The sequence below is a fragment of the Pirellulales bacterium genome (assembly GCA_019694455.1).
GTDB lineage: Bacteria > Planctomycetota > Planctomycetia > Pirellulales > JAEUIK01 > JAIBBY01.
Window position 1 is genome coordinate 90,480 of sequence record JAIBBY010000010.1, and the last position, 14,030, is coordinate 104,509.

Here is a 14,030-nt window from a genome sequence, read left to right on the forward strand (position 1 = left end):
CAATCTCTTCGTCCCCGAACATTCGTTCGGCAGAAAGCCAGAAAAGACCCGAACCGGCGCCCCAATTGGCGCAGTTCGCTGCCGTTTTGCCCCCGCGCCACCCGTAGTCGATCCAAGGAAGGAATCGAGGAGTCCTGATGAGCGACTCGCAGTCGCGACACTCCCCCGATTCGCCACGCACGGAGGCTGACTCCGCGCGAGTCGACACAACCCACGGCGGATGGTCGGCGGAAATTGAGGGACAATTTGGCGGGGAGCCAGCCGAGATCGTCACCCCACCGGTCGGCTGGCCAGTGGGCGAGCAGCCGACACAAATCTCTTCCCGGCCGCCTTTGGGGGGGCCCCCCCGCGAGATTCTGCGCCCCGCCGACTTGGGCCAATGGCTTGTCGGGGAGCGGCTGGAGCATTTTGAGTTGCAAGAGTTTGTTGGCGGGGGCGGGATGGGGGCGGTGTTCCGCGCGCTCGACGACCGGCTGAACCGGATTGTGGCGGTCAAAGTGCTGCCGCGCGAGCAGGCTGGCGATCAGGAAGTCGTACGGCGCTTTCGCAACGAGGCGCAATCGGCGGCGCGACTCGATCACGATCATATCGCGCGCGTGTATTACGTGGGCGAGGACAAGGGACTGCACTTCATCGCCTACGAGTTCATCGAAGGGCGCAACCTGCGCGATTTGGTGGTGGAGCGCGGCGTGCTGTCGGTGTCGGACGCGCTCAATTTCACCTTGCAGGTGGCCGATGCGCTGGCCCATGCCAGCGGCCGCGACGTGGTCCACCGCGACATCAAACCCTCGAACTTGATCATCACGCAGGAGGGGCGCGCCAAATTGGTCGATATGGGGCTGGCGCGGCTGCACCAGATCGACCGTTCGAGCGAGGATCTGACGGCCACCGGCGTCACGCTCGGGACTTTCGACTACATCTCGCCCGAACAGGCCCGCGATCCGCGTAGCGCCGACACGCGCAGCGACATCTATTCGCTGGGCTGCACGCTGTTCTTCATGCTCACGGGCCAGCCGCCGTTTCCCGAAGGGACGGTGCTGCAAAAGTTGTTGCAGCATCAGGGAGACGAACCACCCGATCCGCAATCGCTGAACCCGAACGTACAGCCGGCGGTCGTCCGTTTGCTGCGCAAAATGATGGCCAAAGAGCCGCGACAACGGCATCAAACGCCTGAAGAGCTGGTCGGCGATCTGCTGGTTTTGTGCGATCAACTAGGACTCAAGCCATCGGCGACGACGATGATTTCTGGCTCGCCGGTGTTCGATCGGCCGGCTGGCTGGGAACGGCACCTGGTGTGGGCGATACCGATCTTGGTGCTGGCGCTGATTGTCGGCATGCTGCAGTTGGCAAATTGGCGCACTGATGAAATGGCCTTGCGGCTGCCGCCGAGCGAGTTGCCCGCGGCGCGTCCTCAGACCGTGGTCCCCAGCGATGCGAAACGCGACGCGCCCCAGACCAAGGTCGCCACGCCCCGCACGCAGCCGGCGCCGGCTGTCGAAGCACCAGTTCGGCCCGTGACACCGCCGCTAGTCGAGGAAGGATTGGCGCCTTCGATTTCGGGCCCGCCGAACTCACTGGCGGCGCGGTTGCGCCAAGGGAGCGAAGGCGCCGGCGCGCCACGACTTGCCGCCGGTGTCTCTAGCGCACCTCAAACGGCGGCGGGCGTGAGCGTGGTTGATCCCGCCAACCAGCTGTCGGGAGGGGTTGATGCGTCGAATTCGGGGCAGATTGTGGCGCCCGCCGCGGCGGACGGCGAGAAGCCATCGACCAGCGCGCTAATCGTCGAACCGGAAGGCGCCGGAGCGAATGTCTTTCCCACACTGCAAGCCGCTTGCGCCGCGGCCGGACCACACGACGTGGTGGAACTGCGCTTCGATGGCCGGCTGGTCGAACGGCCGCTCGATCTGCGCAACTCGCGGGTGACGATTCGCCCGGCCGCCGGTTTTCGGCCGGTGCTCGTCTTTCAGCCGCGACAATCCGATCCGCAAAAGTACGCGCGGGGCATGATCTCGTTGACCGGGGGGCGGCTGACATTGATCAACCTGCCCGTCGAACTCGATCTGACGGCCGACGTGGCCGCGGAGTCGTGGACGCTGTTTGAAGTTCAGCAGGCGGAATCACTGCAACTGGAGCGCTGCTCTTTGACCATCTTGAACGCGGCCGACGATGGCCAACCGCTCCATGACCGCGTCGCGTTCATCACGGTGAGCGCGGCGCCAGGGAGCGGGTCGCTGATGGGCGCCGACGCCGAACTGGCCCGCTCGCTGTCGATTCAGCTTCGCGACTGCGTCGCGCGGGGCGAGGCCACCTTGCTTGCGCATCGCGACGCGCAAGCCTGCCAATTCACCTGGACCAATGGTTTGCTCGCCACCACCGAGCGCTTGCTCGATTCCAGCGGCGCGCGTTCGCTTCCCACGGCGGGAGACCAACTCACACTCGACTTGGCGCATGTGACGGCCGATATTCGCCGCGGCTTGTGCCGCGTGGCGGCCACAATCGACGCGCCGTATCAACTGCGCACCGAGATCAAATGCGCCAACAGCATCTTGCTCGGACGGCCTATGGCCACTTTGATCACGCAGGAGGGGATCGAGCCGATCGTCGAACTCAAGCGGCGACTGGTGTGGGACAGCGACCACAACTTTTACGACGGGTTTCATCACTTCTGGGAGATTCGTGGCGCCGGCGACCCGCCGAAAGTGGAACTTCCGTGGTTCAGTTTTTGGCGCGGCGAACGCAGTTGGGGTCGCGTGGTGTGGAAGCAGTTGCCGGATGCCAAATTCCCGGTGCATCAGGCTGTTGTGGCCGACTACGCGCTCGACGACGCAGCGAGCGGCAACAGCGCCGTGCGCGGAGCGACCGATGGCCGCGACGCTGGCTTTAGCGCCGGCCTGCTGCCCGAACTGCCCGCCAAGAGCGCGCCGGCGACTGGCTTTCGGTCGAGCGCGGCGCCGCGGTAGGGAACCTGGCGCGAGCGTGCGTCGAGTCCGAACTCTTTGACACCGCTTGCGCCAGTGGCTAAAAGTGATGGCTGCTCCCAGGACGATTGCGCCAGGGATCGATTCGGCCCGCTTGCCGAGCGCGCCTCGCCTGTTCGTGCCTCCACCATCCATATCTTCTTTGTGCGGGGGAATCTTAGTCCCATGCGGATGTATCAGTACTTGCTCGACGCGGCCCAGCAGGAACCGGACCGGATTGCCCTGGATTTCATGGAGCAGCAGTACACGTTTGGGTTGGTGGCGGCGCAAGCCCGACAGATCGCGGTCGGTCTGGTGGCGGAAGGAATCGAGCCCGGCCAATCGGTGGGATTGATGTTGCCGAACATTCCACCGTTTGTCACTTGCTATTACGCCACCCTGATGGCGGGGGGCGTGGTGGTGCCGTTCAACGTGATGCTGCAAGGTCCGGAGATCGAGTACCTGGTGCAGGACAGCGATATCCGCCTTATCGTCACCTATGAGATGTTCGCGCCGCAGGTGATCGAGGGAACCAAGCATCTCAAGAACCCGCCCAAGATCTTCGTGGTGGGCGCCAACGCGCACGGCCAGCGCCTGTATCACGAGTTGATGCGCGACGACGCCAACTTCCGACCGGTGGAGACCGATGTCTCCAAGCCGATCATGACGCTCTATACCTCTGGCACCACCGGCAAGCCCAAGGGCGCGCAGATTACCGACGCCAACGTGATCGCCAACCTAGAGATGTTCGAGTCGATCATACCGACCGACGCGGGCGACAAGTGGCTGTGCGTGTTGCCGCTGTTCCATGTATTTGCGCTCAATGGCATCTTGAACGCGGCGATCAAGAATCGTTCGACCGTGGCGCTGCATCCCCGCTTCGAGCTCGACGCTTGCCTCAAGAGTCTGGCCGAGGACGGCATTACGTCGTTCGCGGGCGTGCCGACCATGTATTTTTACATGCTCAAACACCCGCAGTTCGCGCAGGTCAAGGGGAGCAACCTGCGGTATTGCATTTCCGGCGGCGCGGCCATGCCGGTGGAGGTGCTCAATCAATTCGAGCAGGCTTCCGGCGTGCCGATTTATGAGGGCTTTGGTCTCACCGAGACCACGGTGAGCGTGTGCATCAACCGGCCCGAGGCGCGCAAGGTGGGCTCGATCGGTCTGCCGTTCGCGGGCGTCGAAATGAAGATTTTTGACGACGACGACAATGAGGTCGCGCACGGCGAGGTGGGAGAGGTGGTGATTCGCGCGCCCAACGTCATGTTGGGCTACCTAAACAAGCCGGAAGAATCGGCCGAGGCGCTGCGCGGCGGTTGGTTCCACACCGGTGACCTGGGCAAGCGCGACGAAGACGGCTTCTTTTACATCGTCGATCGCAAGAAGGACATGATTATTAAGGGGGGGTTCAACATCTATCCGCGCGAGATTGAGGAGGTGTTGTTCCAACTGCCGCAGGTCGCCGAGGCGGCGGTGATCGGCGCCTTTGACGAGGCCAAGGGGGAGCATATTGTGGCCGTCGTCGCCTTCAAGCCAGGACAGCAACTCGAAGCGGCCGACGTGATGAGCCACTTGGAACGCAATCTGGCCAAATACAAGCGGCCGCAAGAGATTGTGTTTCGCGCGGAACTGCCCAAGGGACCGACCGGCAAGATCCTCAAGCGCGAGCTGCGCAGCGAGTGGGACCAATGGAATCGTGATCGCGTGCAGTCGCCGGGTTCCGAGGCCGAGGTGGGCGCCGGCAGCTAGCGCTGCCGCGAGCGAGCCAAGCGAGTAGATCCAAGCGAAATACGAACCATCATGGAAGCTGGCGCGCATTTCGAGGTGGAGCAGAAATTTTGGGTGGACGACGCCGAGCGCTTCGCCAGCGCGGTCGATGCGTTGCCCGCCAAATGGCGTGGCACGGCGCGGCAGGTTGACGAGTACTTTGCCCACCCCTGCCGCGACTTCGCCGCCAGCGACGAGGCGCTGCGCATCCGGCGCATAGGCGGCGAAAACCGGGTGACCTACAAGGGGCCCAAGCTCGATCCGCACACCAAGACGCGTCGCGAAATCGAGTTGCCGCTGGCTACAGGGGATGCAGGCTACGCGGGCTTTTTTGAGTTGCTCACGTCGCTGGGATTTCGTTCGGTGGCGAAAGTGTCCAAGTCGCGCCGCACCGCGATCGTGCAGCGCGCAGGGCGCGAGATCGTCATTGCGCTGGACTCGGTGGACCAGGTGGGCACATTCGCCGAGTTGGAAATCGAGGCCGCCGCCGACGAACTGGACGCTGCCCGCGCCGCCATCGCGGCGCTGGCCCAGCGGTTAGGGTTGTCGCGCAACGAACGCCGCAGCTATCTCGAAATGTTGCTCTCCGCGCAGGGCAGCGCGTAGCCGGGGCGCGGCTACAATAGATGCCAATGCGTTACGCAACCAGAATCGTCATGCGCCGTCGGCTGAAGCATTGCGGCTTATTGTTTGCCGCCTGCTTGCTGGGCGGCGGCTGCTCTAACAACGCGCGAGACACCGCCATGAGTGAAAACCACCCCGTGCAAAAGACCGACGAACAGTGGCGCGCCGAACTGACCGACGAGCAATTCGACATATGCCGCCTGAAAGGAACCGAGCGGGCATTCACCGGACAGTATTGGAACAACAAGGAGCCGGGCGTCTATCACTGCGCTTGCTGCGGCGCCAAGCTCTTTGACTCGGAGACGAAGTTCGACTCCGGCACCGGTTGGCCCAGTTTTTACGACGCGCTGCCGGGCGGCGTGGCGACGCACAGCGATCGCAGCTTTTTCATGGTGCGAACCGAGGCGTTGTGCAAGCAGTGCGGCGCGCATCTGGGACATGTGTTCGAAGATGGCCCGCAGCCAACGGGGCAGCGCTATTGCATCAACTCGGCCGCGCTGAAGCACGAAAAGCGATAGCCGCTAACCAGTCTGGGGCGCGGCGCGCAAGCGGTCTCGCTTCACGTACTGGTAGTGGACGATGATGACCGCCGAAATGGCGAACAACAGCGCGTAGTAGACGCTGAACGCGAACTCGTTCCACGCGCTGAGTGGCCCGGTGACAAGCTGCGCGAGGACGTTTTGCAGGACGAGCGCGAGCCACGTCAGGCCGTAGGCGCGGGGAAACAGGTCGCCGCGAAAGCTTCTCGGCAAGGGGCGCCACAGTATCCAGCCGCAGATGGCCAATAAGATCAGCAGGTAGAGGGGCCCCAAGACCTGCCACAGCAGCCGGCTCCAATATTCCTCGTTGCCGAGATAGATGTTGCACCAACCTTTGAGGCCGCTGCGCAGCGACAGCCCCAGTCCGAGCAGCAGACCCAGGTAGAGGCCGAATCGCTCCAGATTGGGATCGCCAGCGGCGGTCAGTTCACTTTCAGTCGCTCCGCGCCGCCGCAGATAGTAGGCCACGCCAAACAACATGACCACGCCGACGTACCACGGTCCCCAGGCGCCCCCCATCTCGAGCATCAGCACTGCCATCAGTGAGGCCAGTCCCAGAAAGACCAGCAGCCACTCCAGATTGGGGCCCTCGATCACGCGCCGGGCTCGCCATGCGGACTGCTCCGTGGCCGGCATGGGGCGGTTCACCAAGAAGTACGCCAGCCCGTAGGCAATGCCAATACTGACGCCGGCCGACGACTCCCAGCAACGCCACCAGTTGAAGTTGGCGCCGCTCCACACGTCGGGCGCCCATTTCCAATTTTGCAATAGCGCCCAGCCGACGCCGTTGACCATGCCCACCGTCGCGATCAGCGACACGTTCTTCCAGTCACGGCGCAACAGTTCGTACAACAGCAGCCCGAGATATAGCCCCAGATGCAACATGGCCGATCCGCTGTCGTTGATCAGCCGCCGTAGATTGGGATTGTGTTCCAGATCGCGGTAGCGGGCTTCTAGCGAGTCATACATCGGCAGGAAGATTCCCGGATATTTGTCGAAGAGCAACTTCGCCAATAGCGCGCCGCCAATTCCGCACGCCACTCGCAGCGCCCAGTGCCATGCCCGGGTTTCACGGAGCGAAGCGGTCCAGGCCAGGAGGCACGCGCCGACGCCGGCCCACGGCACTCCGGCAATGAACAGCCAAACAAAGCCATACATCCGCGAGATCGGCACGAACTCTCCGCGCGCGAAATTGGTTTGCAGTTTGCCTTCGAAAAAGCTGGGCCACTGCATCCAGCCGCGCGCCCCAGAGATGCCAACGCCGACGGTGAGCGCGAGCACGATCCAGCCCGAACTATACCGCCGCGACTGCTGCCGGGCGGGATCGCGGGCGATGAACCACCACGCCGTTCCCCAGAGCACGCCGGCGAAGACGCAACCGGCCGAGGCGCCATAGCCCGAACTGCCGCGCACCGCCCAGGTCATGCCGCCTAGCGCGGCGAACAGCAAGGTGGGCAGCACCAGATCGTGGACCCAATCAGGTTGGTTTTGACGGCGCACGCGATTCGGCTCGGCAGGCAACAGGGAAGGCATAAGCAGCCCATGAGCCTACGCGTTGATTGGGCGCGAGGGAATATGCCGATCGAGTCATGCGGCGCGGCGCACCGCAACCGCGTCGCAGCGCTGGGCGAGCCAGGCTAAGAATAGCCCACTGGGCTGACAGCTCGCGCCGTGGGCGACCTCGATGCAATGGACCTGATCGCAACCGGCGGCCAGCCACTGGGCCGGCTCCGCGCGATCGAACCAGCGCTCCCACGGCTGGTGGTGCGACAGCGCGCGGAAGGCGCGATTCTTGTCGATGACGATGATTCGGCCTCCGGGTCGTGTGACGCGCACCAGTTCGGCAACTGCGCGCCGAGCGTCGAGCGCGTGTTCGACCGCCTCCACGGAGAAAACGGCGTCGAATTCGCCGGCTTCCGCCGGAATGCGAAGCAAACCTCCGGCGCGGGCCTCCACTTCCTTTGGCAAGGACGCCAGCAACCGGTGCGACGGATCGATGCCGGTGAATCGAAGATTCGGAAACCACCGCGCCAGCCAATGCAGATAGCGGCCGCTGCCGCAGCCAACATCCGCAACGCGACTGCCCGCTGGCAAGGTCGCTAATAATGCCGCCACCGCGCGCAGCCGACCATCCGCGGGATCGATCGCCTGCGGCAGGTCGGGCGTGACGCATTCAAAACAGGTCTCGACCTGCGCATGCACGGCATCGAGGTAACAGGTGACGGCCCAGGCCGAGGCAGGCTCAGCACGCCGCCAGCCAGGCGCGCGGCGGGCAATCAGGCCACCATCGACTTGTTGATGTCGACTGATCCAGCCGATGGCGCGGTGGGCGCGATCGGTCTCGCCCAGGCGAAGCCAAAGTGTGGCCAGGCGTGCCAAGCCAGCGAGCGAGACTTCGCGCGAGCCAAGACGATCGGGCACGGCGCCGGTCGGCCGCTGGCTGGCAGTTGGCAATCGCAAGAGATCGCGAGCGAGTTGTTCGTCTCCGCAGGCGAGCGCTCCCTCGGCCTGCGCCGCCAGCATGCGCAGCGGCGCGCCCCATGCGACACGCGCTTGCCGCTGGTGCGCGCTGAGCAACGAGCGGGCCGCCTGCATGTATTCCGGCGCTTGCCAGTGTTCCGCCGCGGCCACGAGCGCCGGCAGGTAGGCCAGGTGCATGGCGGCGCCTGCCCAGCGCTCGAGCGAGGCATGGGACTGCGGCGCGTGGATGCGTCCGTGGTAGTCGATATGGTCGGCCAGAAAGTCGCAGGCGCGCCGGGCCGCGAAGGTATGGCGGCGATCGGAGGGCAGGTGCGCGAGCCACCCCTGCGCGGCGAGCGCGGTGTTCCAGAGCGACGTGGCCTGTCGGTTGCCGTCGGGCAGCGAGCCGTCGGCAAGCTGTATGTCCATCAGCCAGTCGGCCAATCGGGCCGCCAGGGCTTCGCGGCCAAAACGAGACGCAGTGGCGAGGATCGCTCCCGCCAGCCCCGAGCATGGCGCCCCGCCAGGCGTAGCGGCGCTGCCGTACTGGGCGACGTGACGTTCCAGCCAATCGAGCGCACGCTCGGTGGACGAATCCGGGGATTGGGGTCTGGCGAATTGAGCGTAGTGCCGAGCGCGGCGCTGGGCCGCGTCGACCAGTCGCGGCCAGAAGGGAAGGGACTCGCCGCCGTGTTCCAACACCTGCGCGGCGGCGCGTGGGGCGTGGCCCATCTGCGTTCGCCAAGGGCGTCGCAACCAATGCGGGTACATGGTGGGCATGGCGTCGTGTCCTTGCCGGGGTGGTTCGCCATCCTTGGCGGCCGAGGGGCGATTATCCGCAAGCGAGGGCGGCCGTCCAACGTCAATCGGCCGGTGCTAGCTGCGAATGGCAGTCGCCAGATGCTAGAATCAAGCCGCTATGAGCGACTATCTACAGGTCGTGACCACCACTGCCAGCCACGAGATGGCACAATCCATAGCGCGAGCCTTGGTCCAGCGCCGATTGGCGGCCTGCGTGCAGGTATCGGGACCGATCGATAGCGTCTACCGCTGGCAAGACCAAATCGAGTCGAGCCAAGAGTGGATTTGCACTGCCAAGACGCGGGCGGACCGCTTTGGCGAAGTTGAGCGGACCATTCACGAGTTGCACAGCTACGACACGCCGGAAATTATTGCCGTGCCGATCGTGGCCGGCAGCGCTGATTATCTGGCCTGGCTCGACGCGCAGGTGCGGATGTGATGTACCGATTTTTCGCCACCATCCACGCGCGACCCGCCGAGGCCACGCCCGCCGCGGTAATTGAACTGGAAGGCAACACGTATCGCACACTGCATATTCCGCCGCCGCTGTTGAGCCAGCCGTTTGAACGCGACTTCGAGTCGGTCATCGAGGCCGTTTGTGACTGGGAGCGGATGTTTGTCGAACCGGATGGCTCGTTTGTCTGGGTGTCGTCGGCCGGGGCGCCGGCGTGGCAACTGGATGGCAATCTGTACGATCGCAACGAGCTGTTATTGTTCGTCGATGTGAAGGGAGCTTGCCCTGTCGAAGAGTTTGATCGATTCCTGGGCGCGCTCGGCTGGCCAGCGACGCCGCTTATGTTTCAACTGACGCGCGAGGCGGTTTTTCTGGACGAAGCCGAGTTCCGCCGTTGGGCCGCCCGGCGCGAGCCAGATAAGACCGACGCCACAGACGCATCGTCGCAGGCCTCGTCCGCGAGGCGGCCATGAAGCTGATCTTGCTCGGCACCACGGGCTATCATCCCAACGATCGACGGCAGACCGCCTGCCTCATGCTGCCGGAAGTGGGGATACTGCTCGATGCCGGTACGGCGCTCTACCGGGCGCGCGATTATCTGGCCACGCCCGAGCTGGATATTTTTCTCACGCACGCGCATCTTGATCATATCGTCGGCGTCACGTTTTTGTTTGATGTGTTCTTCGAGCGATCCATCGAGCGCTGCACCGTGCATGGCGCCGCGGAACATCTGGCCGCGGTGCGCGAGCATCTGCTGGCGCCGGCGCTCTTTCCCGCCGCGCCGCCGTGCGACTACGCCGTGCTTGCTAGCCCCACGGTACGGCTTGCTTCGGGGGGGCGGCTGACTCATTTTTTGCTCGACCATCCCGGAGGCGCGGTTGGGTATCGACTGGATTGGCCCGGCCATTCGCTGGCCTATGTCACCGACACCACCGCACGGGCCGACGCGCCGTATGTCGATCAACTGCGGGGCGTCGATCTGTTGGTGCATGAGTGCTATTTTCCCGACGAACAGCGGGAATGGGCGGAAACAACCGGGCACAGCCATACCTCCGCGGTGGCCGAGTTGGCGCGCGCGGCCGGAGTGGGACGGCTGGTGCTGGTGCATGTGAATCCACTTTCGGAAGCGGATGACCCGATTGGCCTGGCGGCGGCGCGACGGATCTTTCCGCGCGTCGAGATTGGCGAGGACCGAATGGAGTTGGATTTTTAACGCCGCGAGCGACGGAGTTCATTTGCGCGGTTGAGCGCCGCGATCACGTTGTCCATGTAGGTGTTGATGTTGTAGCGGTGGTCGATGATCCAGCGTGAATGCTCACCCATGCGGCGCAAGCGATCTGGGTCGGCCAGCATTTCGTCGAGCTGGCTGGTAAGCTGCGCCACGTTGCCGACTTCGAGGATAAAGCCGTTCTGGCCCTGCTCGATGAGATCGACTTCGCAGCCATCGGCCTGAGTGGCAATGAGCGGCAGCCCGTGCGCCATGGCCTCCGAGATACTCAGGCCCCCCAGGCCGGGCAGCACGAAGAGATCGCCCAGCAGAAAATAAGCCGACGCGTTTTCGATTTGTTCACCGGCGAAGATCACATCGGCGCCGCGCTGGCGACAGTACTGTTCTAGCGCGGCGCGATGCGGGCCATCGCCCACGAACATCACGCGCACATCGGGATACTTGGGCCGCAGCGTCAGGTAGGCTTCGACCAGATCCTCGAGCCGCTTTGAAGGGTACATTGCTCCGACGTAAAGCAGCACCCGCTTGTCTTCCAAATCAAATTTTCGGCGCAGTTCGTGGGCCATGGTCTCAAAGCGCGGAATGCGCGCGAGGACGGCATCGGTGTCAACACAGTTCACTGCGCGAAACTGCCGATCCTTCGGATAACCCATACGGTCAAAATAGGCCAGCGCCAGAGAGCTATAGCCCAGGTACACCGCTGCTCTCTGCTCCTGAAACTTCATCAGTCCGCGCCACATGCGCAGGGGCAGCGACACCCGACTTTCGGGTTGCAAATCGCCAAGTGTCCACCAAACGTAGGGAGTTCCGGTCAACGCGGAAAAGAGCCAAACCTGAATATTGTTGATCAGGTTGCTCCCCCCTTCGGCCAGGATCACGTCCGGGCGGTAGCGCAATAGATGAAACAACAGGGTTGGACAAATCGGGATGCCCACATGGTCTCCCTTTCGCGACAAGTTGAGGCGAATGGTCGACAACTGGCAATGGTCGACACCACTCAAGTCCTTGGCGTTCACGGCTTTGGTGCCGGGAAAGTCGCCTCCGTGAAACGCGCGGAACCGGCCATTTAGGTAGCTGGTAAGTCGTCGAAAGACAGGCACCCGCCAAAACTGCAACACGCGATAGGTGAGAGCTACGCGCAGTTGAGATAGATTCTGACGTTGGTCGGCAGGCGCGGCCGAATTGCTGGATTCGCTGGACGGCAAAGCTGATGCAGATTGCATGTTGTCTGTCATTAGAAAGGTGAGAAAAGCGCAAATCGCTGGCGGAGTTGATTTTCCATCGTAGCCCCCAGAAACTCGCCGCCAAAGTCGCCTGTATCGCCTATACTTGGTGCGAAAGGCATTGCGCGACCGGCGCAGCCGGCGCATCCGGTCCCGGTCGGCGCCGATTGGCGGCGGCAAAGTAGTCGGGCCATTCTACTGGTCGCATGATTCGCTTACGATGAATCTTGGTCATTTTCTCGCGCGTTGCCGCTTAGTCGATTTGTCCCGATCGTCTGCTGGCAATGTCGTTCGCCGCCATTAACGCTCTTTCGGAACCACAGTCGTGAATGTCGACGTCCAGGCTCGTAACAACGACCTGATAGGACGAATCACCCGGTTGGCGGAGACGGCCGGTCCGATCTGGATCATGATCGGCCTGTTGGCGGTCTTTGCGCTGGTGACCATGGCGCTATTCGGCCGCCGGCGCGAGTTGATGTTCCTCTTGATCGTGGCCACGACCTTTTCGGGCGCCATGTGGTCCGCAGTCGACTCCGGCAGCACCTTGTTGCGCTGGACCATCTTGATTTTGCTGGCGTTCAACTGCCTGCGACTGAATGTCTACTTCGGCACGCCGATGTTGCTGTTTCTGCTCTATGGCATCATTGGCATTAGCATGATCCCTCTGTCCGACGTGATCGTCTGGTCAATCCAGACGGGGGGGCTGCTTCTGCTTACGATGGCGGCCGCCATCGCACTGTCGGACGTGATGGTGACTCCCGCTGACTTGAGACGCATCCTCTACCTTTACCTGATAGCGGCCTCCGGCTGGTTTGTGCTGGGCATGTTGACGCTACGCCAACTGGTTGCCGCCGGAAACGACGTGGGGCGGCAATCGGGCGTGATCACCTCGGCGCCGCTGTTCGTCATCACCGGCGGTTTGCTGTTGGTCATCGCGGTCTGGGGAACGCTCTGTAGCAAGCGCTGGTGGGGCAAGGCAATCTGTGGCGCGCTGGCCATGTCGCTCGTGGCCCTGCTATTGGCCAGCGGACAACGCACTGGCACCTTTGCCGGCATGCTCGGCTGCCTGCCGATGCTGATCCGCAAGCGGGCGAGCAACCTCATCTTCGTGGTTGCCGCGGCCGCCATGGTCGTGGCGCTGGCGTTTGGTCTGGCGACCGCCAATAAGAAGCAGGTCGACTTTCTCAAGAAACGATACTTCTCGTCCAGCACCACCGGCCGCACCGAAATCTGGGCCAACGCCATTCACGAGTGCATGAAGAACCCGATGGTTGGCCACGGCCATGGCAGCGATCGCGAGTTCGCCATCAAGTACGCGCGTCCCACTCACAATTCTTTGTTGGCGGTTTGGTACGCGACGGGGATTTTTGGATTGATTGTCTATCTTGCCGCCTTTGGGGTGGCGGCCTGGCAGGCGTTTGCCGTCATGCGCAAATCGCGCGATCCTGACATGCGCGATCTGGGACGCGTGCTATTGGGGCTGTTGATCGCGGTGTTCGCGGCCGGCATGTTCGAAACGGCCAACTCGCCCAGCAACTTCTCTACGATCACATTGACCATTGTCTTCGTGATGGTGGGTCGGCTGTGGATCATGCACCGCGAACAGGCGCAAACTGTCCCCGCCGTGCGCTACGTTTGGGTTCCGCTGACGCCCGGCGCTAGCGGCGGTGGACTGCGGCCGATGCCCGGCGGCGCTTGACCCAGTAGTCGCCAAGCGCCGCCCGTGAATGGGCGGCCTCGATAGACTTTGATTCAACGAGACTGATGTCGCAACCGGTTGGCAAGCTTCGCATCGCTTACGACTTGTGGCGGCAATACGGCGCGTGGAACTTTGGCTATCGGCTCTATCACGCGGCGGCGCGCCGCGCGGGACTGTTGGAACGGCGATTTGCCGCCACCACGTGGGAGGCGCGACCGCTGGCGAGTTGGCTGGCCGATCCCAAACTGGCGAGCGCCGATTGGAAAGCGCGTCGGCTG

At 63.3% G+C, this 14,030-nt stretch carries 12 protein-coding genes; 9 read left to right on the forward strand and 3 right to left on the reverse strand.

The features are described 5' to 3' along the window. The first annotated feature begins 137 nt into the window (after positions 1 to 137). The 4 genes from K1X71_06355 (at position 138) to msrB (ending at position 5,866) form a co-directional block, all read left to right on the forward strand. A complete protein-coding gene (locus K1X71_06355; protein ID MBX7072753.1) occupies positions 138 to 2,960 on the forward strand; it encodes a protein kinase in 2,823 nt (940 codons plus the stop codon). A gap of 183 nt (positions 2,961 to 3,143) precedes the next feature. After that, a complete protein-coding gene (locus tag K1X71_06360) occupies positions 3,144 to 4,706 on the forward strand; it encodes a long-chain fatty acid--CoA ligase (GenBank protein MBX7072754.1) in 1,563 nt (520 codons plus the stop codon). Between the two features lie 51 nt (positions 4,707 to 4,757). Further along, positions 4,758 to 5,330 carry a class IV adenylate cyclase gene (cyaB, locus tag K1X71_06365; GenBank protein MBX7072755.1) on the forward strand — a complete coding sequence of 191 codons (573 nt, stop codon included), beginning with the start codon at positions 4,758 to 4,760 and terminating at the stop codon, positions 5,328 to 5,330. 137 nt (positions 5,331 to 5,467) lie between these two features. Beyond that, positions 5,468 to 5,866 (forward strand): peptide-methionine (R)-S-oxide reductase MsrB, encoded by a 399-nt coding sequence (msrB, locus tag K1X71_06370; protein ID MBX7072756.1) that lies wholly within the window; start codon positions 5,468 to 5,470, stop codon positions 5,864 to 5,866. 3 nt (positions 5,867 to 5,869) lie between these two features. Here the strand turns inward: msrB and K1X71_06375 are convergent, their stop codons facing one another. After that, positions 5,870 to 7,420 carry a hypothetical protein gene (locus tag K1X71_06375; protein MBX7072757.1) on the reverse strand — a complete coding sequence of 517 codons (1,551 nt, stop codon included), beginning with the start codon at positions 7,418 to 7,420 and terminating at the stop codon, positions 5,870 to 5,872. A gap of 54 nt (positions 7,421 to 7,474) precedes the next feature. Further along, positions 7,475 to 9,127: a class I SAM-dependent methyltransferase gene (locus K1X71_06380; GenBank protein ID MBX7072758.1), complete on the reverse strand. Its 1,653-nt coding sequence runs from the start codon at positions 9,125 to 9,127 to the stop codon at positions 7,475 to 7,477. Between the two features lie 139 nt (positions 9,128 to 9,266). Between K1X71_06380 and K1X71_06385 the strand changes: the two genes are divergently transcribed. Genes K1X71_06385 through K1X71_06395 form a run of 3 tightly spaced genes read left to right on the forward strand, consistent with a single transcriptional unit; the run spans position 9,267 to position 10,815 of the window. Continuing rightward, positions 9,267 to 9,587: a divalent-cation tolerance protein CutA gene (locus tag K1X71_06385; GenBank protein ID MBX7072759.1), complete on the forward strand. Its 321-nt coding sequence runs from the start codon at positions 9,267 to 9,269 to the stop codon at positions 9,585 to 9,587. Then, positions 9,587 to 10,075: a hypothetical protein gene (locus tag K1X71_06390; protein MBX7072760.1), complete on the forward strand. Its 489-nt coding sequence runs from the start codon at positions 9,587 to 9,589 to the stop codon at positions 10,073 to 10,075. Before K1X71_06385 ends, K1X71_06390 begins: the two co-directional genes overlap by 1 nt. Further along, a complete protein-coding gene (locus K1X71_06395; protein MBX7072761.1) occupies positions 10,072 to 10,815 on the forward strand; it encodes an MBL fold metallo-hydrolase in 744 nt (247 codons plus the stop codon). The genes K1X71_06390 and K1X71_06395 overlap by 4 nt, the downstream gene beginning before the upstream one ends. Here K1X71_06395 and K1X71_06400 read toward each other — a convergent pair. Then, complete coding sequence (locus K1X71_06400; GenBank protein MBX7072762.1) at positions 10,812 to 12,053, reverse strand: glycosyltransferase family 4 protein; 1,242 nt, start codon at positions 12,051 to 12,053, stop codon at positions 10,812 to 10,814. The genes K1X71_06395 and K1X71_06400 overlap by 4 nt on opposite strands. A gap of 325 nt (positions 12,054 to 12,378) precedes the next feature. Here K1X71_06400 and K1X71_06405 point away from each other — a divergent pair, with 325 nt between their 5' ends. Together K1X71_06405 and K1X71_06410 are read left to right on the forward strand one after the other, a co-directional pair. Next, the gene (locus tag K1X71_06405) at positions 12,379 to 13,752 is read left to right on the forward strand and encodes a hypothetical protein (protein MBX7072763.1); all 1,374 of its coding nucleotides are present in this window, start codon (positions 12,379 to 12,381) and stop codon (positions 13,750 to 13,752) included. Between the two features lie 65 nt (positions 13,753 to 13,817). After that, positions 13,818 to 14,030 (forward strand): hypothetical protein (locus tag K1X71_06410; protein ID MBX7072764.1); only part of this gene is annotated, 213 nt, incomplete at its 3' end.

Bases quoted from the DNA above. Each gene is read 5' to 3' on its own strand.
- K1X71_06355 (MBX7072753.1), top strand. From the start codon at position 138: ATGAGCGACTCGCAGTCGCGACACTCCCCCGATTCGCCACGCACGGAG.
- K1X71_06360 (MBX7072754.1), top strand. From the start codon at position 3,144: ATGCGGATGTATCAGTACTTGCTCGACGCGGCCCAGCAGGAACCGGAC.
- cyaB (MBX7072755.1), top strand. From the start codon at position 4,758: ATGGAAGCTGGCGCGCATTTCGAGGTGGAGCAGAAATTTTGGGTGGAC.
- msrB (MBX7072756.1), top strand. From the start codon at position 5,468: ATGAGTGAAAACCACCCCGTGCAAAAGACCGACGAACAGTGGCGCGCC.
- K1X71_06375 (MBX7072757.1), bottom strand. From the start codon at position 7,420: ATGCCTTCCCTGTTGCCTGCCGAGCCGAATCGCGTGCGCCGTCAAAAC.
- K1X71_06380 (MBX7072758.1), bottom strand. From the start codon at position 9,127: ATGCCCACCATGTACCCGCATTGGTTGCGACGCCCTTGGCGAACGCAG.
- K1X71_06385 (MBX7072759.1), top strand. From the start codon at position 9,267: ATGAGCGACTATCTACAGGTCGTGACCACCACTGCCAGCCACGAGATG.
- K1X71_06390 (MBX7072760.1), top strand. From the start codon at position 9,587: ATGTACCGATTTTTCGCCACCATCCACGCGCGACCCGCCGAGGCCACG.
- K1X71_06395 (MBX7072761.1), top strand. From the start codon at position 10,072: ATGAAGCTGATCTTGCTCGGCACCACGGGCTATCATCCCAACGATCGA.
- K1X71_06400 (MBX7072762.1), bottom strand. From the start codon at position 12,053: ATGCAATCTGCATCAGCTTTGCCGTCCAGCGAATCCAGCAATTCGGCC.